The organism is Microbacterium lemovicicum (genome assembly GCF_003991875.1).
Taxonomy (GTDB): domain Bacteria; phylum Actinomycetota; class Actinomycetes; order Actinomycetales; family Microbacteriaceae; genus Microbacterium; species Microbacterium lemovicicum.
The window spans coordinates 2,745,348-2,762,798 of sequence record NZ_CP031423.1 but is presented as its reverse complement, the minus strand read 5'-3'; the positions used below and the strand labels follow the sequence as shown (position 1 = coordinate 2,762,798).

The 17,451-nt window shown below is 72.0% G+C and carries 15 protein-coding genes; 10 read left to right on the top strand and 5 right to left on the bottom strand.

Translation table 11 applies throughout. The features are described from left to right. Positions 1-139: 139 nt before the first annotated feature. Positions 140-1,480 carry an aspartate--tRNA(Asn) ligase gene (gene aspS, locus CVS47_RS12930; RefSeq protein ID WP_127096448.1) on the bottom strand — a complete coding sequence of 447 codons (1,341 nt, stop codon included), beginning with the start codon at positions 1,478-1,480 and terminating at the stop codon, positions 140-142. Between the two features lie 72 nt (positions 1,481-1,552). Between aspS and CVS47_RS12925 the strand changes: the two genes are divergently transcribed. Together CVS47_RS12925 and CVS47_RS12920 are read left to right on the top strand one after the other, a co-directional pair. Continuing rightward, positions 1,553-1,966 carry a hypothetical protein gene (locus CVS47_RS12925; RefSeq protein ID WP_127096447.1) on the top strand — a complete coding sequence of 138 codons (414 nt, stop codon included), beginning with the start codon at positions 1,553-1,555 and terminating at the stop codon, positions 1,964-1,966. A gap of 102 nt (positions 1,967-2,068) precedes the next feature. Further along, positions 2,069-2,749: a DedA family protein gene (locus tag CVS47_RS12920; RefSeq protein WP_127096446.1), complete on the top strand. Its 681-nt coding sequence runs from the start codon at positions 2,069-2,071 to the stop codon at positions 2,747-2,749. Between the two features lie 15 nt (positions 2,750-2,764). Here CVS47_RS12920 and CVS47_RS12915 read toward each other — a convergent pair whose 3' ends face one another. Continuing rightward, positions 2,765-3,421 (bottom strand): histidine phosphatase family protein, encoded by a 657-nt coding sequence (locus CVS47_RS12915; protein ID WP_127096445.1) that lies wholly within the window; start codon positions 3,419-3,421, stop codon positions 2,765-2,767. Positions 3,422-3,580: 159 nt separating this feature from the next. Here CVS47_RS12915 and CVS47_RS12910 point away from each other — a divergent pair, with 159 nt between their 5' ends. The 5 genes from CVS47_RS12910 to ccsB are packed head-to-tail and all read left to right on the top strand — an operon-like array spanning position 3,581 to position 8,392. After that, the gene (locus tag CVS47_RS12910; protein ID WP_127096444.1) at positions 3,581-4,210 is read left to right on the top strand and encodes a histidine phosphatase family protein; all 630 of its coding nucleotides are present in this window, start codon (positions 3,581-3,583) and stop codon (positions 4,208-4,210) included. Further along, entirely contained in the window at positions 4,210-4,821 is a 612-nt protein-coding gene (locus CVS47_RS12905; protein WP_127096443.1) for a TlpA family protein disulfide reductase, read from the top strand. Before CVS47_RS12910 ends, CVS47_RS12905 begins: the two co-directional genes overlap by 1 nt. After that, entirely contained in the window at positions 4,818-5,630 is an 813-nt protein-coding gene (locus tag CVS47_RS12900) for a cytochrome c biogenesis CcdA family protein (protein ID WP_127096442.1), read from the top strand. The genes CVS47_RS12905 and CVS47_RS12900 overlap by 4 nt, the downstream gene beginning before the upstream one ends. Further along, complete coding sequence (resB, locus tag CVS47_RS12895) at positions 5,611-7,320, top strand: cytochrome c biogenesis protein ResB (RefSeq protein WP_378790343.1); 1,710 nt, start codon at positions 5,611-5,613, stop codon at positions 7,318-7,320. Before CVS47_RS12900 ends, resB begins: the two co-directional genes overlap by 20 nt. Positions 7,321-7,324: 4 nt before the next feature. Continuing rightward, on the top strand, positions 7,325-8,392 hold the full coding sequence (gene ccsB, locus CVS47_RS12890; RefSeq protein WP_127096441.1) for a c-type cytochrome biogenesis protein CcsB: 1,068 nt from the start codon (positions 7,325-7,327) through the stop codon (positions 8,390-8,392). A 282-nt stretch (positions 8,393-8,674) separates the two neighbouring features. Here the strand turns inward: ccsB and CVS47_RS12885 are convergent, their stop codons facing one another. Together CVS47_RS12885 and CVS47_RS12880 are read right to left on the bottom strand one after the other, a co-directional pair. Further along, positions 8,675-10,789, bottom strand: a complete 2,115-nt coding sequence (locus CVS47_RS12885; RefSeq protein WP_127096440.1) for a YhgE/Pip family protein — start codon at positions 10,787-10,789, stop codon at positions 8,675-8,677. Next, on the bottom strand, positions 10,786-13,716 hold the full coding sequence (locus CVS47_RS12880) for an MMPL family transporter (protein WP_127096439.1): 2,931 nt from the start codon (positions 13,714-13,716) through the stop codon (positions 10,786-10,788). The genes CVS47_RS12885 and CVS47_RS12880 overlap by 4 nt, the downstream gene beginning before the upstream one ends. A gap of 127 nt (positions 13,717-13,843) precedes the next feature. Between CVS47_RS12880 and CVS47_RS12875 the strand changes: the two genes are divergently transcribed. Beyond that, positions 13,844-14,464, top strand: a complete 621-nt coding sequence (locus tag CVS47_RS12875) for a TetR/AcrR family transcriptional regulator (protein WP_127096438.1) — start codon at positions 13,844-13,846, stop codon at positions 14,462-14,464. Positions 14,465-14,481: 17 nt separating this feature from the next. Here the strand turns inward: CVS47_RS12875 and CVS47_RS12870 are convergent, their stop codons facing one another. Further along, the gene (locus CVS47_RS12870) at positions 14,482-15,510 is read right to left on the bottom strand and encodes an o-succinylbenzoate synthase (protein ID WP_127096437.1); all 1,029 of its coding nucleotides are present in this window, start codon (positions 15,508-15,510) and stop codon (positions 14,482-14,484) included. A 144-nt stretch (positions 15,511-15,654) separates the two neighbouring features. On the opposite strand from CVS47_RS12870, the gene CVS47_RS12865 reads away from it, so the two are divergent. Both CVS47_RS12865 and CVS47_RS12860 read left to right on the top strand, forming a co-directional pair. Beyond that, a complete protein-coding gene (locus tag CVS47_RS12865) occupies positions 15,655-16,458 on the top strand; it encodes an LLM class F420-dependent oxidoreductase (protein ID WP_127096436.1) in 804 nt (267 codons plus the stop codon). Then, complete coding sequence (locus CVS47_RS12860) at positions 16,455-17,357, top strand: 1,4-dihydroxy-2-naphthoyl-CoA synthase (RefSeq protein WP_127096435.1); 903 nt, start codon at positions 16,455-16,457, stop codon at positions 17,355-17,357. The genes CVS47_RS12865 and CVS47_RS12860 overlap by 4 nt, the downstream gene beginning before the upstream one ends. Positions 17,358-17,451 lie beyond the last annotated feature (94 nt).

The following is a 17,451-nucleotide window of genomic DNA, read 5'->3' as shown; positions in this document are numbered from 1 at the left end:
CAGGCCGCGACGCACGCGCCACCTGTGTGTCCCACTTTCCGCACACCCGCACGGCGTGTTGCGCGAAAGATGGGACACGGGTGGCGGGCGCGTCCGGCGTCGGGTGCGAGACCCGACGTGACTGGTGAGGGAACGAGGGTCAGGGCGCGAGGCGCGTGGGACCCCGGAAGAGGAACGTGACCTCGCGGATGCTGCTCTCGCCCAGCAGCAGCATCAGCACGCGGGCCAAGCCCATGCCGAAGCCGCCGTGCGGCGGGGTGCCGTAGCGGAAGAAGTCGAGGTAGTGCTCGATGCCGGCGAGGTCGAGGCCCTTCTCGGTGGCCTGCGCCTCCAGCACGTCGACGCGATGCTCGCGCTGCGCGCCCGTGGTGATCTCCACGCCCTTGAAGAGCAGGTCGTAGCTCTTGGTGAGCCCGGTCTGCTCGTCGCGCATGTGGTAGAACGGCCGGATCTCGGGGTGGTAGTCGGTGATGAAGACGAACTCGTGCCCGAACTGCTCCTGCACGTGGGCGGAGATCTGCCGCTCGCCCTCGGGGTCGAGGTCGCCGTCTGCACGGGGGATCTCGTAGCCGCGCGCCTTCACGATCTCGCGGGCCTCCGCCAGCGGGATGCGCGGGAACGGCGTGGCGGGCACCTGCACGTCGAGACCGAAGAGCTCCTGGATCTCGTCGCCGTGCTTGTCCTTGACGGCCTGGATCGCGGTCTGCAGCAGCTCCTCCTGCATGCGTGCGACGTCTTCGTGCGAGTCGATCCAGCTGATCTCGGCGTCGACGGAGGTGAACTCCGTGGCGTGCCGCGAGGTGAAGGACGGGTCGGCGCGGAACACGTCGCCGATCTCGAAGATCTTGCCGAAGCCGGCCGACTGCGCCATCTGCTTGAAGTGCTGCGGGCTCTGGGCGAGGTAGGCCGTCTTGTCCTCGAAGTACTCCATGCTGAACAGCTCGGCGTTGGACTCCGACGGGCTCGACATCAGCTTGGGGGAGTGCAGCTCGATGTAGTCACGCTCGATCCAGTACGTGCGCATCGCGTGCTCGAGGGTCGTCTGCACGCGGAAGATGAGGTTGTTCCGGCGCTGGCGCAGGTCGAGGAAGCGCCAGTCCATGCGCTTGTCCAGCCCGCTGTCCGCCGCGATGGGCGTCTCCGGAAGGGCGGCGGCGGCGATGGTCAGGTTCGAGACCTTGATCTCGACGCCGCCCAGCTTGACCCGCTCGTCGGCCTTCAGCGCGCCCTCCACCGTGAGGAAGGTGCCCGTGCTGAGGTTCGAGATCGTGTCGGTGAGGGCCAGAGCCGCAGCATCCTGCTCGCTCCCGTCCTCCGCCGGACGCGTCGCGGGGTTCACGAGCTGCACGGCGCCGGTCTCATCGCGGAGGATGACGAACTGCACCTTTTTCTGGTCGCGGACCGTCTCCACCCACCCCGAGACCGAGACGGGACCGTCGGGAAGGGACTTGAGCTGGGAGACCAGGACGCGTTCACTCACGAGGGTCCAGTGTACGGGGACGGATGCCGCGGGCCCGTGCCGCGCGGGATCACGGCCCGATACGATGCCCGCGTGACCTCTGCGCCTCCTCCCTACAACGGTCCGCCCGCTCCGGCCTTCGCGGGGCCGTGGGCCGCGCCCGCGACGGCGCGTCCGCCGCTGCGCGTGTGGGACGTGGTGCTGACGATCGTCTTCCTCGTGGGCGACGCGGTGCTGGCCCTGGTGATGTCGTTCTTCGGGGCGTTCCTCGCGATGGCGAGCGATCCGTGCGGGGCGAGGGACTGCAACACCGACCTCATCACCGTCGGCGTGCTGGCCGCGATGGCGCTTCCGTGGATCTTCCTCGTGGCCGGGCTGGTGGTCTCGATCGTGCTGCTGGTGAAGCGGCGGCTCGCGTTCTGGGTACCGCTGGTGGCCGCCGTCCTGATCATCGGCTCCTGGTTCATCGGAGCGGCTTTCGCCACGGCGGGGGTCCCCGGCTCCTGACGCTCTGCGCGTCGGGCGCACTCAGGTTCCCGTCACCTGCGCCGGTTAGCGTGAGGGGAGCCGTACGCGGCCTCAGATCCGATCACCGACGCGGGAGCACCGATGACCGACATGACGCAGGCGACGACGAGCGGCGGGGGGTCCTGGCTGACCTCGCTGGCGGACTGGACGGTCTCCCTCATGGAGGTCATCGGCCCCGTCGGCGCGGGGGCCGCCATCGCGCTGGAGAACCTGTTCCCGCCGCTGCCGAGCGAGGTCGTCCTGCCGATGGCGGGGCTGACTGCGAGCCGCGGGTCGTTCACCCTGGCCGAGGCCCTCATCTGGACCACCATCGGATCGGTCGTGGGCGCGTACGTGCTCTACGGCCTGGGCCGCTGGCTGGGCGCGCAGCGCCTGCGCCGTGTCGCGGGCTGGATGCCGCTGATGAAGGTCGAGGACGTCGACAAGACGGTCGCGTGGTTCCAGCGGCACGGTGCGGTCGCGGTGTTCTTCGGGCGGATGATCCCGCTGTTCCGCAGCCTCATCTCGATCCCCGCGGGGGTGTCGGGCATGAAGTGGTGGACCTTCGGCCTGCTCACGGCGGCGGGGAGCCTGGTCTGGAACACGATCTTCGTGATGGCCGGGTTCCTGCTGGGCGAGAACTGGCACGTGATCGAGGCCTACGCCGACGTCTTCCAGTACATCGTCATCGCGCTGATCGTGGCCGCGGTCGCGTGGTTCGTCGTGGTCCGCGTGCGCGCCGCCGCGCAGAGCCGCCGCCGCGGGCAGCTCGACGGCGCCTGAGCCGGATCCGGGGCTTCAGGACTCCGACGGCACCAGCGGCAGCTCGTGCCCGTAGTTCCAGGAGAGGATCGCGGGCTGCTCGCGGTCGAAGCTCAGCACCGACACCGAGCCGGCGTCCAGGCTGATCTGCGCCGCGAAGCGGGGCGCCTGCCGCAGGAACACGGCGGTCAGGATGCGCAGGAAGTGCCCGTGGGCGACCAGCGCGACGTCGCCGTCGACCATCGCCGGCAGCGCCCGCGTCACCACGCGGGAGGCGCGGGCCGCGACCTCCTCGACGGTCTCGCCGGGCGTGTCGCCGCGGACCACCCCGTGGGTGAAGGCGCTCCAGTTGTAGCCGAGCTCGGCGCGGATGTCGCGGGTCGTCCGGCCCTCGTACCCGCCGTAGTCCCACTCCACCAGGAGGGGATCTACCTCGGCGTGGAGACCCGCGAGCTCGGCCGTGCGGCGCGCGCGCTGCAGCGGCGAGGTGAGCACGAGCGAGAAGTCGTAGTCGGCCACCAGGGCGCCGGCGCCGCGGGCGAGGTCCTCTCCGCGCGGGGTGAGGGGGATGTCGGTGAGTCCGGTGTGCTTCCCCTCCTTCGACCACGCCGTCTCGCCGTGACGGAGGAGGACGAGCTTGCCCGACGGGTTATCGGGCGCCGGGCGGTCGGGAAGCGGATCGTTCGTGGGCACACGGCAACCGTAGTCTCGTGACCTCGCAGGCGCGCGCCGGCCGCGCCCGCCGTCCGGGGCCTCGCGCCCGCGCAGCCCGGGGCGGCGCTCGTCGCATGCACGGCAGCCGCACAGCCGCCCTCAGCCGCCGCACAGAAGGTGCCGCCGTAGACTGGAGGGGTGCCAGCGGACCGCCTCCATCTCGTGCGCCACGGCGAGGTCCACAATCCCCGCCGCGTGCTCTACGGGCGGCTTCCGGGGTTCGGGCTCAGCGTCGACGGTCGCGGCATGGCCCGCGCGGCGGCCGAGCACGTGCACAGCCTCGCGCGTCCGGTGACGAGCCTCGTCTGCTCCCCGCTGCAGCGCACCCGCGAGTCGGCGCTGCCCTTCACCGAGCTGTTCGGCATCGAGCCGGTCATCGAGGAGCGGATCATCGAGCCGACCAACGTCTTCGAAGGCCGCCGCATGAAGCGCGCGCTGGCCAATCCGCTCAACTGGCGCCACCTGCGGCGTCCGGCCGTCCCGAGCTGGGGCGAGCCGTACGAGCGCATCTCCGCGCGCATGCTCGCCGCGATGGACGACGCCTGGTCGAAGCCGGCGACGGGCGACGTGGTGCTGGTGTCGCATCAGCTGCCGATCTGGGTGACGCATCTCACGGTCGCCGGGCTTCCGGGGCGGCACGATCCGCGCAACCGGCGGTGCGCCCTGTCCAGCGTGACGAGCTTCGAGAAGAAGGACGGGCGCTGGGTCGAGGTCGACTACGCCGAGCCCGCGGCGCACTCCGGCGCCGTCGATGTGGGAGCAGTGTGATGACACCGAACCGAGGAGTCGCACGCGCGGCATCCGCTCTTCTCGCCCTCGCGCTCGCCGTGGGGCTCGCCGCCTGCGGCAGCGACCCGCTCGCCGACCAGTACCGCGCCGGCGACAACAAGGGCTTCATCGCCGCCGACGGCTTCCAGACCAAGGAGATCGCGCCCGCCGAGCGGGAGGCGCCGGTGGACTTCACCGGCACGACCGAGCGGGGCGACGCCGTCTCGAGCGACCAGTACCGCGGCGGGGTGCTCGTGGTGAACTTCTGGTACGCCGCCTGCGGTCCGTGCCGCGCCGAGGCCGACTTCCTCGAGACCGCGTACACGTCGTTCGCGGGACAGGATGTCGCGTTCCTGGGCATCAACACGTCCGACTCGGCCGCCACGGCCGGCGCCTTCGCCGACAAGTACGGCGTGACCTACCCGAGCGCGCTCGCCGCCGAGGACGGCGCGCTCAAGCTCGCCTTCGCCCAGCGGACGCCGATCAACGCCACCCCGACGACGCTCGTGCTCGACAAGCAGGGCCGCGTCGCCGCGCGCATCATCGGGCAGCTCAGCGAATCGTCGATCCTCGAGACCATCGTCCGCGACGTGCTCGCGGAGCAGTCGTGACCCCGGGCGACATCGTCGCGGGCGGCGCCCTCTGGCTCGCCCTCCCGCTGGCGCTCGCCGCCGGACTGCTGTCGTTCCTCTCGCCGTGCGTGCTGCCCCTGGTGCCCGGCTACCTGGGCTTCATCAGCGGCGCCGTCGCCCCGCGCCGCGCGCGGGTGGGCGCCCTCGTCGGCGGCACGGCGTCTGATCCGTCGACGGATGCCGCGGCCCCCGCGACCGCGGAGGCACCGACCCGCGGGCGACTGCTTCTGGGCGTGCTGCTCTTCATCGCCGGCTTCACGGTCGTCTTCATGGCCGTCAACGTGCTCGGCGGAACGGTCGGACTGTTCTTCGTGCAGTACGCCGACCTCCTCACCCGTCTGCTCGGCGTCGTGGTCATCCTCATGGGGCTCGTCTTCATCGGCATGCTCGGACTCGCCCAGCGCACGGCCCGGCCGCAGCTGAGCTCGCGCATCGGCCTCATCGGCGCGCCGCTCCTCGGTCTCGCACTGGGCATCGGGTGGACGCCCTGCATCGGACCCACCCTGACCGCGATCTTCTCGGTCTCGTGGTCGCTCGGCGACCCGGGCCGCGCCGCGCTCCTCGGGCTCGCGTACTCGCTCGGTCTCGGCATCCCGTTCGTGCTCGTCGCCCTCGGCTTCGGCTGGGCGACGCGGTCGGTGACCTTCCTCCGCCGGCACATCCGCACCGTCAACCTCATCGGAGGCGTCCTGCTGATCGTCATGGGCCTCCTCATGGTCACCGGCGTGTGGAGCGCCCTCATGGTGCAGCTGCAGGGGGTGGTGGCAGGTGTCCCGCTCCCGCTCTGACGACGCCGAGGGTCTCGACCCCCTCCGCCCGTCCGATCACGCCGACGGCATGGTCGACGTCGCCTCGCCCTCCCTCGGACCGATCGAGTGGATGCGCTGGGCCTGGCGGCAGCTCACCTCCATGCGCACGGCGCTCGTGCTCCTGCTGCTGCTGGCCATCGCCGCCGTGCCCGGCTCGATCGTTCCGCAGCGCAGCGCCGACCCGAACGGCGTCACCCAGTACTTCACCGACAACCCCGGCGTCGCGCCGATCCTCGACCGCCTGCAGCTGTTCGACGTGTACTCGTCCGTGTGGTTCTCGGCGATCTACCTGCTGCTGTTCATCTCGCTCATCGGCTGCGTCATCCCGCGCACCAAGCACCACTGGAAGGCGCTGCGCGCGCGGCCGCCGCGCACGCCCGCCCGCCTGTCCCGGCTGGACGACTCCCGCTCCACGGTGCTCGGACTCGCACCGGAGCAGGATGCCGCGGCCGCGGCATCCGTCGCCGTCGACATCGCCGCGTCGCAGCTCACGCGCGCCGGCTACCGCGTCGAGCGGTACGAGGCGGGGGGCGCGCCCTCGGTCTCCGCGGAGCGCGGCTACCTGCGCGAGACCGGCAACCTGGTCTTCCACTTCGCGCTGGTCGGCGTGCTGGTGGCCGTCGGCGTGGGCGGCGGGCTCACCTACACCGGTCAGAGCGTGCTCATCGAGGGCCGCACCTTCGTCAACTCGCTGCTGGACTACACCTCCTTCAACCCGGGGCGCTTCGTCGACGAGGACCAGCTCACGCCCTACTCGATGACCCTCGACAAGTTCGACGTGACCTATCAGCCGTTCGGCGCGCAGGGGTCGGGGCAGGCGGGCGACTTCGTCGCGCACCTCACGACGCAGCTCGCCGGCGAGACGCCGTCGGAGGGCGACGTGCGGGTGAACCACCCGCTCGAGATCGCCGGCGACCGCGTCTATCTGATGGGCAACGGCTACGCGCCCACCCTCACCATCCGCGATGCGGACGGGAACGTGCGGTTCTCCGACCCGGTGCCCTTCCTGCCGCAGGACGCGAACATGACCTCGCTCGGCGTCGTGAAGGTGCCGGACGGGTTCCCGCAGCAGCTCGGACTCGTCGGCTTCTTCTACCCGACGCAGGCGCAGCTCGCGTCGGGGGCCTTCACCTCCACGTATCCCGCGCTGGTCAATCCCGTCCTGACCCTCGAGGTCTACGCCGGCGACCTCGGCATCGACGACGGCACCCCGCGGTCGGTGTACACGCTCGACACGGGCGACATGACCAAGCTCGCGGGTCGCGGCGTCGACGCCCCGACCATCGAGATCGCTCCGGGAGAGACGGCCGACCTGCCGAACGGGCTCGGCACGATCACCTTCGACGACGAGGCCCCCGCCGGCGCCACGGGCTACGACGGCTCCGTCGCGCGCTACGTCTCGCTGTCGGTGCACCGCGACATCGCGGCGCCGTTCGTGCTGGTGTTCGCCATCCTCGCGCTGCTCGGCCTGCTCGCCGGCCTGTTCGTGCCGCGCCGCCGCATGTGGGTCAAGGCGACGCCCGACGGCCGCACCGTGCGGATCGAGTACGCCGGGCTCGCCCGCGGCGAGGATCCGACGCTCGCTGACGCCGTCGACCAGGTCGCCCGGAGACATACCGACGCCGTCGAGACATCCCTGCGTCACCCCGAGAACCCGCGCGTAGACTGACGACATGCCCGCAACCGAACCCCTCTCGCTGGACATGGTCTCGGTGCTCCTGGTCTGGACGGCCATCGCGATCTACGCCCTCGCGTTCATCGCCTACGCCGTGGATCTCGCGCGCCGCTCGGCCCTGGCCGTCGACGCGATCCCTCTGCAGCGGCAGGCCGCAGCGTCGCGCCCGCGCGAGCTCGCGGCGGTCGGCGCCTCGAGGGGCTCGAGTGTCTCCGGGGGTGCCGGCGATGCCGCCGAGACACCCGCGTCGGCGTCCGACGCCGGTGCGGTGCGACCCCCGCGGATGATCTGGGCCCGCATCGGCACGTCGATGACCGTGCTGGGCTTCCTGTTCCACCTCGCCGGCGACATCACGCGCGGCATCTCGGCCGGTCGCGTGCCGTGGTCGAACATGTACGAGTTCTCGCTGACCGGCACGATGCTGATCGTCGGCGTGTACCTCGTCGTGCTGTTCCGCTACGACCTGCGCTTCCTCGGCTCGCTGATCACCGGCATGGTGGTGCTGCTCCTCGGCGGCGCGACACTCGCGTTCTACGTCGAGGTGGTGCCGCTGGCCGACCCCCTCAAGTCGGTGTGGCTCGTCATCCATGTCTTCGTCGCGTCCCTCGCGACGGCGCTGTTCGCCCTCGCGTTCGGCCTCTCCGTGCTGCAGCTCATGCAGGCCCGGCGTGAGCGCACGCTCGTGGTGGCGGCATCCGTCTCCGCCGACGACGCGCCCCCGCGGCGCCTGGGATTCCTGCGCACCCTGCCCACGGCCGAGGCGCTCGAGTCGCTGGCCTACCGCTTCGCGATCCTCGGCTTCATCTTCTGGACCTTCACCCTCATCGCCGGGTCGATCTGGGCCAACGACGCGTGGGGCCGGTACTGGGGCTTCGACACCAAAGAGGTCTGGACGTTCGTCATCTGGGTGCTTTACGCCGGCTACATCCACGCGCGGGCGACCCGCGGCTGGCGCGGCACGCGTTCGGCCTGGCTCTCGATCATCGGCTTCGCGGCGGTCATGTTCAACTTCACGATCGTCAACATGTTCTTCAAGGGCCTGCACGTCTACTCCGGCCTGAGCTGAGCTGAGCTGAGTTGAGCTGAGCTGGGCGGAACTGAGCTGAGCTGAGCTCACCCGGATCCGGCTGCGTCGCCTGCCGTGGCGGGATGTCTTCTGCGCCCCGCCATCGCGCGCGCAGCGCAGACGGTCCCGCGACCGCGCGTCACGCCCCCGCACGTTGCCGGGCCTGACCACGGGTGACCGCGCGATCACCTGCGCGGTGCGCGTGAGAACACGGAGGCGGGGCCGCGGCCGAACGCCACGACCCCGCCTCCCGTTGCCGGCCCGTCACCGCCGGCCGGAGCCTCAGGCCGGAAGGGCGGATGCGGCGACGAAGGCCCGTGCGGCCACCGTGCGCCTACGCGCCACCACGATCACCGTCACCACGAACGACAGCACCGTCCAGACGACCATGCCGGTCACACCGGCCCCGACGCCGCCGGCACCCGTCAGCACGCCGATGAACGCCTGGTAGGCCGGGGCGGTCGGCATCAGGCCCGCGACCGAGGTCAGCCATGCCGGAACCGTGGAGATGACGCCGGTCGCGATCGCGAAGACGGTGACCAGGGCGCCGATCCAGCGCCCGATCCCGCGGAGCGCGGCCACGAGCGCCTGGTTGACGGCGGCGAAGGTCACACCCGCGAGTACGCACAGGGCGGCGAAGGCGAACCAGTCGCTCCAGGAGTAGGAGGCGGCGAGCTGCACGGCTCCCGCGACGAGCAGGCCCTGCACGGCGCCGATCACCGCGCCGGGCGCGAAGCCGGCGAGGGCGAGCATCGCCGAAGACCGCCGCGAGGTCAGCGCACGGCGCGACACCGCCTGCAGTGCGATGTAGGTCGCGAGGCCGCCGACCCAGAGGGCCAGCACCGCCAGCAGCGGCACGGCCGCCGCGCCGAAGAGCGACGTGCCGGCGCCCTCGGCGGCGACGGGGTCGGCCACGACGTCGGCGAGGTTCTGCGCGCCGCCGTCGCTGAGCGAGGGGAGGGCCGTCGAGGCCTGACGCAGGCCGTCGGCGAGGGTCGAGCTGCCGTCCGCGAGCTGCGAGACCCCGGCGCCGAGGGCGGCGGCGCCGGCGCTCCACTGGCGGGTGCCGTCGGCGGCGGTGGTCGCGCCGCCGGCCAGCTGCGACGCGCCGCCGGAGAGCTGGGAGGCCCCGTCCGACAGCTGCGAGGCGCCGGAGGCGAGGCCGTCGGCGCCTGCGGCGAGCTGCGTGACACCGTCGGCGGACTGCGTCGCGCCGGTCGCGAGCTCGTCGATGCCGTCGGCGAGGCCGGTCAGACCGGCGGTCAGCGTCGGCCCGAAGGTCGCGAGCTTCGAGACGCCGTCGGCGAGCTGCCCGGACTGCGACAGCGCGTCGGTCACCACCGGCAGGGCTTCGTCCGCGCGCTGCGACGCCGTTGCGAGCCCGTCGCAGAGCTCGGCGGATCCGCCCTGCTGCGCGCAGGTGGCGGCCAGCTGCGAGAGCTGAGCCGCGGCATCCGTCGCCCGTCGGGAGATCTCGCCGCTGTTGGCGGCGAGTCCGTTCGCGGCCTCGACCACCTCAGGGGGCACGGACGGGAGCTGGGCGACGCCGTCGGCGATCTGCCGTGCGCCGTTCGCACTGGCGGTGGCTCCGGCGGCCAGGCGGTCGAGGCCGGAGCCGGTGGCGTCGAGTCCGCCGGAGAGCTGCGCGGCTCCCGACGACAGCTGCGTCGCGCCGGTCGCGATCCCTGAGGCGCCCGAGGCGATGCCGCCCGCGCCGCCGGCGAGCTGGTCGACGCCGTCGGCGATGTCGTTCGCCCCGCCCGCGAGCTGCGTCGCCCCGTCGGAGGACTGGCGGGCGCCGTCGGCGAGCTGCGCGGCGCCGTCGGCGGCCGTGCCCAGCTGGTCGCCGAGCGTCGTGAACCCGACGAAGACGTTCTCGAGGGTCGCAGAGGACAGGGTCCGGCCCAGGATGGATGCTGCGGCCTGCGTGATCTGCGAGGTGATGGCGTCGTCGACGATCTTGGCGTCGGGCGGCGTGCTGACCTGGATGAGCGCCTGCTGCGCGGTTCCGGTGCCCTGCAGCTGTTGCCCCGACGAGGTCGCCGCGGCGGAGAAGTTCTCCGGGATGGTCACGACGGCCTGGTACCTGCCGTCGGCGAGGCCGGCTGCAGCATCCTCGTCATTGGAGATCACCCAGGTGAGGTTGCTGGGGATCTGATCCGACCCCTCCACGAGCCCGGCCGTGAGCTGGCGTCCGAGCGGCGTGTACTGGCCGTCGATCGTGACGGGCTCGTCGGCGTTGACCACCGCAGCGGTCATCTCGTCGAGACGCTCGGTCGGGTTGTAGAGCGCGGCGACGAGGATGCCGCCGATGAGCACGGGCAGCAGGATCACGCCGATGATCGTCAGCCAGGTCACGGGGGTGCGCGTACGGGCGCGCTCGAGCGAAAGGGTCATGCGTGCACCTCGGTGGTCAGGTCGGCGTCGTGGGCCGGGGAGGGGGCGGTGCCGGTGGGAGCGGGGATGTCGCGGCGCGGCGGCAGGCGGAGGTCGAGGAGGTCGACGGGCGTGTGCATGGCCTCGCCGACGAGGAGCGCGACGCGTTCGCCGTTCTCGCCGCCGGCGACGACGGTGAGTGTGCGATCCTCCCCGCGGGCGACGAGCACGGCGTCCCTCAGGGTTGCGGCGACCTGGTCGCGTGCGGCGGGGTCGGTGACGAGGTCGAGGCCGTCGATCACCACGAGGGTCGGCCGGCCCGCGAAGGCGCGGCGCAGCAGCACGTCGGGCGACGCGTCGTCGTCTTCGCCGAGGAGGGCGACGCCGACGTGGCTGCGCGTCCACGCCGCGCGCTCGGGCAGCAGGTGCCCGGCGACCTTGAGAGCGCCGTCGGTGGGGGAGAGCCGACCGGCGATCGTGAGCAGCAGCGCCCGGATGCTGCGGCGCCCGGCTCCGGTCACGATCAGGGTCTCGCCCGGATCGAGCCGCAGGGCCACGTCCTCGTACAGGGTGATGCCCTGCTCCGTGAGGCCGAGGCCGGCGGCGACGGCGATCGAGCGGGTGTCGGGCTCGGGCCACGCGCGCAGTGAGAGCTCGCGCTCCACCGCCTCGCCCTCGATGTCGAAGTGGGGCAGCACGCGGTCGAGCCACCGCGGCATCCACCAGGCCTTGTCGCCGAGCAGCGTCATGACGGCCGGCACGAGCGTCATGCGCACGAGGAACGCGTCCACGGCGATGCCGACGGCCAGACCCAGGGCGATGGGCTTGATCGAGGAGTCGCCCTCGGGCACGAAGGCGGCGAACACCGCGAACATGATGACCGCGGCGGCCGTGACGACGCGCGCCGAGGCCGTGAAGCCCGAGCGCACCGCCGCGACGGCGATATCGCGTCCACCGCGACCGGCGGCCCGGCGGGCGTGCACGTAGTCCTCGCGCATGCGCGAGACGAGGAAGACCTCGTAGTCCATCGCCAGGCCGAACAGCACGCCCATGAGGATGATCGGCATGAAGCTGATCACCGGTCCCTCGCGGGTCACGTGCAGCAGATCGGCGAACCAGCCCCACTCGAAGACCGCTGCCACGACGCCGAACGACGCCGCGACCGAGAGGAGATAGCCGACGGCGGCCTTGAGCGGCACCCAGATGGAGCGGAACACCATGGTCAGCAGCAGGAGCGACAGGCCGACGACGAAGACGCCGAACGGGACGAGTGCGGCGCCGAGCCGGTCGGAGATGTCGATGCCGACGGCGGTGAAACCCGTCACCTTGAGATCGACGCCGTACTCGTCGAGCAGGCGGTCGTGCTGGGCGCGGAGGGTGCGGACGAGCTCGGCGGTGGCCGGGTCGTCGGGTGCCGTCGCGGGGACGATCTGGATCAGACCGGTGTCGATCGTCTCGTTCGGGGTGGAGAGCGCGACCTCCTTCACGCCCGGGATCTTCTCGATCTCGCTGCCCAGGTCCGTCATCAGCGTGAGCGGGTCGGTCGAGGTGACGATGGTGCCGGTCATGATGAGCGGGCCGTTGGACCCCGGTCCGAAGTACTCGGCGGTGAGGTCGTAGGCCTGGCGGGCCTCGCTCGACGGCGGCTGCACACCCGCGTTCGGCAGGGCGAGGCGCAGGCTCGCGGCCGGGATCGCCGCGATCGCCAGCAGCAGGACGACCGACACGGTGGTGACGATCGGATGCCGCGTCACCAGCGCCACCCAGCGGTTCGTCTTCAGCGGGATCACGGCGGCGGGCTCGTCGGCGCCGGCCTCATCGTCGCCGGCCTCCTCGTCGTGCACGTCCTCCTCGGACGCGCCGGCCGGGCCCGCGCCGCGGCGACCGCGACGAGGACCGACGCCGGAGCGCAGCATCCCGTGCCCCCAGCCGGCCACCCGCCCGCGGGCGAACCCCAGCAGGGCAGGGGTCAGCGTGATGGCGACGACGACGGAGATCGCGACGGCCACGGCGGCGGCCAGACCCATGGTCGTCAGGAACGGGATGCCGGCGAAGCTCAGGCCGATGAGGGCGATCAGCACCGTGATGCCGGCGAAGACGACGGCCGATCCGGCTGTGCCGGTGGCGCGGGCGGCGGACTCCTCCGGCGACATCCCGGCACGGACCTGATCCTGATGTCGCGCGACGATGAACAGGGCGTAATCGATGCCGACCGCGAGCCCGAGCATGATCGCGAGCAGCGGGGTGGTCGAGGAGATCGTGGCGAAGGCCGTCGAGATGTAGATGAGGGCGATGGCGAGTCCGACCCCGATGAGCGCGCTGACCAGCGGGAACCAGGCGACGACGAGCGAGCGGAACACGATGATCAGCACGAACAGGGCGATCAGGATGCCGACGGCCTCGGTGATGGACAGCGCCGGCACGGAGGAGGAGAAGAGGTCGCCGCCGACGGCGACCCTGCTGCCGGCGGGCAGGTCGTCGCGGAGGGACTGCGCGGCATCCTGGAGAGCGGTCTCGGTCCCGGTGGGCACGTCGCTGGCCTGACCGTCGAACTGCAGCCGCACGATGGCGGCGCGGTCGTCGTCCGAGACGAGGCCCGTGACCATGTCGTCGAAGGGATCCTGCACGGCGGCGACGCGGTCGAGCCCCTGCAGGTCGGTGATGGCGGCGGCGATGTCGGAGCGGTAGGGGTCGGCGTCGATGCTGTCGCCGTCGGCCGTGACGACGATCAGCTGCGCGCTCGTGCCGCTGGCCTGCGGGAACGTGCGCTCCAGCAGCTGGATGCCCTCCTGAGCCTCGGTGCCGGGGATCGCGAAGCTGTTGTCGGTGCCCTTGGCCAGCAGTGCCACACCACCGCCGACGAGGGCGAGAAGGACCAGCCACGAGACGAGCACGCGCCAGGGGTGACGGTACGACCAGCGTCCGAGGGCGTAGAGCAGGGTGGACACGGTGCCTCCGGGATCAGGGCGATCGGGGGATACACCGGCGTATCCGATACATGAGTGTATCGTAAGGGACTGCCCGGGCAGCCTGGGTGTCGCGTGTGAGAATGAGCAGACCACAGGAGGGAGGCGCATGACCGACGTCATCGTCTCGAGCGCCCGCCGCGAACGGACGCGTCGCCGACTGCTGGATGCTGCGGCCGACGTCTTCGCCGAGGACGGCCTCGACGCCACCTCCGTGGAGGCCATCTGCGAGCGCGCCGGATTCACGCGCGGGGCCTTCTACTCGAACTTCGCCTCGAAGGACGAGCTGTTCCTCGAGCTCGCGACGCGGGTGTCCAACGACAAGCTCAGCGCCGTCACGGCGCGCGTGCGCGAGCTCGACCCCGAGGCCGTCGGCAGCCTGCGCCCCGCCGAGCTCGTCGGCCGGCTGCTCGACGTCGAGCACGACAGCCGCAAGGACGTGCTGCTGCTCAGCGAGATCCGCACCCACGCCCTCCGCGATGCGGCGCTCGCCGCCGGCTATCTCGCGTGGCAGGACGCCATGATCACCCGCGTGGCGGAGATCGTCGCCGACGTGGGCCGCGCGGGAGGGCTGACCTTCCGGCTGCCGGCCGAGGCCATGGCGCGCATGCTCCTGGAGACCTGGGAGACCGCGGCCTCGCGCGCCGCCATGGAGGGGCTGGACGACGAGGCCCTCTGCCGCGTCGTCAGCCTCCGGATGCAGACGCTCGCCGAGGTGCTCGTCGGCTGAAGCCGGTCGCCCGCGGCTCAGCCCTGCGGTGCCGTCCGCGCGGCGAGGAGCGCGTGCGTGCGCCGGATCCGCTCGAGCCACCACGCGCGCCGGTCCGCCGACGCCGCGAGCTCGTCGAGCAGCGCCGCCACGGGCGCGACACGGCTCACCTCGATGACACCGCCGCGGGGCGCGAGAGCGGAGGCCGCAGCATCCGTGCCCGTCACATCCCGCGCGAACAGCGACGCCGTGCCCAGACCGCAGTCGTAGTCCAGGGTGGGCAGCGCGGCGGCGAGGGCGGCGCCCATGCCGAGGCCGACGGAGGTGTCGAGCGCGCTCGACACGACCGCCGGGAGGCCGGCCGCCTCGACGATGCGCAGGGCGCGGCGCACGCCGCCGAGCGGCTGGGCCTTGATGACGATGATGTCCGCTGCGCCCGCCTCGGCGACGGCGAGCGGGTCCTCCGCCTTGCGGATGCTCTCGTCCGCCGCGATCGGGATGCCCATGTACTTCACCCGCCGGCGCAGCTCGCTGAGCTCCTCGACGCTCGCGCACGGCTGCTCGACGTACTCGAGGTCGAACTCGGCCATGGCGTGGATCGCGTGCTCGGCCTCGTCGACGTTCCATGCGCCGTTGGCGTCGAGGCGGATGCGTCCCTCCTCGCCCATCACCGCGCGCACCGCGCGCACGCGGGCGACGTCGTCGTCGAGACGCTGCCCGGGCTCGGCGACCTTCACCTTCGCGGTGCGGCAGCCGTCGAAGCGGGCGAGCACCTCCGGGACGGATGCCGCGGCCACCGCAGGCACGGTGGCGTTGACCCTGATCGCGTCGCGCCGGGGAGCGGGCTGCGCGTTCCAGCCGAAGTCCAGCGCGGCGGCGAGCCAGGTCGCGGCCTCGTCGTCGGCGTACTCGACGAAGGGGGAGAACTCCGTCCAGCCCTGCGGCCCCTCGATGAGGACGGCCTCGCGCACGTCGATGCCGCGGAAGCGGGTGACCAGTGGCAGCGCCACCACCCGCGCGGTGTCGAGGATGTCGGCGAGCGGGGGAAGCGGAGCGTCATCGGTCACGCCCCCATCCTGCCCTGCCCCGGGGCAGCCGCCACCCGCTCGCGCCGTGAACGCCGAGGAGCGACCATCACGCGAGGTTTCGGAGTTCCGGGGCGCGCACGAGCGACCGGGACGCTGTCGACCGCGCGAGCCTAGGCTGAGGGCATGCTCCTCGACACCCCCGTGCGCCTCGGCGTGCAGATCGAACCCCAGCACGCCACCTACGGCCAGATCCGCGACGCCGCGGCCCGGCTGGAGGACATGGGCGTGGACATCCTCTTCAACTGGGACCACTTCTTCCCCCTCCACGGCGACCCCGACGGCGCGCACTTCGAGGGCTGGAGCATGCTCGCGGCCTGGGCCGAGCAGACCGAGCGCGTGGAGTTCGGCGCCCTGGTCAACTGCAACAGCTACCGCAACCCCGACCTGCAGGCCGACATGGCCCGCACCATCGACCACATCAGCGCGAAGGACGGCACCGGCCGCTTCATCTTCGGCACCGGCTCGGGCTGGTTCGAGCGCGACTACGACGAGTACGGCTACGAGTTCGGCACGGTCGGATCGCGCCTCGACGACCTCGCCGAGGGCCTCGACCGCGTCGTCGCCCGCTGGGACCGGCTGAACCCCGCTCCGACGCGCCGCATCCCCGTCATGATCGGCGGCGCCGGCGAGCAGAAGACCCTCCGCCTCGTGGCGCGCCACGCCGACATCTGGCACAGCTTCGTCCCGGCCGCCGGACTCGCGCACAAGCTGTCGGTCATCGACCGCTGGGCCGAGCAGGAGCAGCGCGACGTCTCGGGCCTCATCGTCTCGAACGAGCTCAAGAACCGGGATGCCGCGGACGCGGACGCCCTCTACGACGCGGGTGTGCGCCTCTACACCCTCGGCTGGGCGCCCGGCACGCCCGACTTCGATCAGGTGCAGCGCTGGCTCGACTGGCGGGACGCCCGGAACGGCGCCCGCGCGTGACGGTCTCCGACCTGTTCGATCCGGCGGAGTGGGAGCTTGCTCCCGGCGCCGAGGCCTACACCGACATCACCGCGCACGTCTCGCTCGACGGCCGCATCGCACGCATCGCGTTCGACCGACCAGAGGTGCGCAACGCCTTCCGGCCCCACACGGTCGATGAGCTCTACCGCGCGCTCGACGATGCGCGGCAGAACCCGCGCATCGGGGTCGTGCTCCTCACCGGCAACGGCCCGAGCCCCAAGGACGGCGGCTGGGCGTTCTGCTCGGGCGGCGACCAGCGCATCCGCGGACGGGACGGCTACACGTACGCCGCCGACGACGCCTCGGCGCCCGACCCGGCCCGCGCGGGACGCCTGCACATCCTCGAGGTGCAGCGCCTGATCCGCTTCATGCCCAAGGTCGTCATCGCCGTGGTGCCCGGGTGGGCCGCCGGCGGCGGGCACTCGCTCCACGTCGTGTGCGACCTGTCGATCGCCTCCGCCGAGCACGGCCGGTTCAAGCAGACCGATGCCGACGTCGGCTCCTTCGACGCCGGCTACGGCTCGGCGTACTTCGCGCGCCAGATCGGCCAGAAGTTCGCCCGCGAGGTCTTCTTCCTCGCCGAGGAGTACTCCGCGCAGCGCGCCCACGAGATGGGCGCCGTGAACCGCGTCGTGCCGCACGCCGAGCTGGAGCGCGAGGCGCTGAGCATGGCCCGCGGCATCCTGACCAAATCTCCGACCGCCATCCGCATGCTGAAGTTCGCCTTCAACGCCGTCGACGACGGGCTCGTCGGACAGCAGGTGTTCGCCGGTGAGGCGACGCGGCTCGCGTACGGCACCGACGAGGCGGTCGAGGGGCGCGACGCGTTCCTCGAGAAGCGCGACCCCGACTGGGGCCCCTACCCCTGGCAGTACTGAGTTGTCCGCGCGCGCAACTCCACGGATCCGCGCCCGCGACGGGGGGCGACCCGCGAGACGGCCGGATGCTGCCCCCTCGACCGCCTCCGATGCG

What these genes read in the sequence shown, in the direction of transcription:
- CVS47_RS12885 (WP_127096440.1), bottom strand. Translation starts at nt 10,789, where the DNA reads ATGACCCTTTCGCTCGAGCGCGCCCGTACGCGCACCCCCGTGACCTGG.
- CVS47_RS12865 (WP_127096436.1), top strand. Translation starts at nt 15,655, where the DNA reads ATGCTCCTCGACACCCCCGTGCGCCTCGGCGTGCAGATCGAACCCCAG.
- ccsB (WP_127096441.1), top strand. Translation starts at nt 7,325, where the DNA reads ATGCCCGCAACCGAACCCCTCTCGCTGGACATGGTCTCGGTGCTCCTG.
- CVS47_RS12905 (WP_127096443.1), top strand. Translation starts at nt 4,210, where the DNA reads ATGACACCGAACCGAGGAGTCGCACGCGCGGCATCCGCTCTTCTCGCC.
- CVS47_RS12875 (WP_127096438.1), top strand. Translation starts at nt 13,844, where the DNA reads ATGACCGACGTCATCGTCTCGAGCGCCCGCCGCGAACGGACGCGTCGC.
- CVS47_RS12920 (WP_127096446.1), top strand. Translation starts at nt 2,069, where the DNA reads ATGACCGACATGACGCAGGCGACGACGAGCGGCGGGGGGTCCTGGCTG.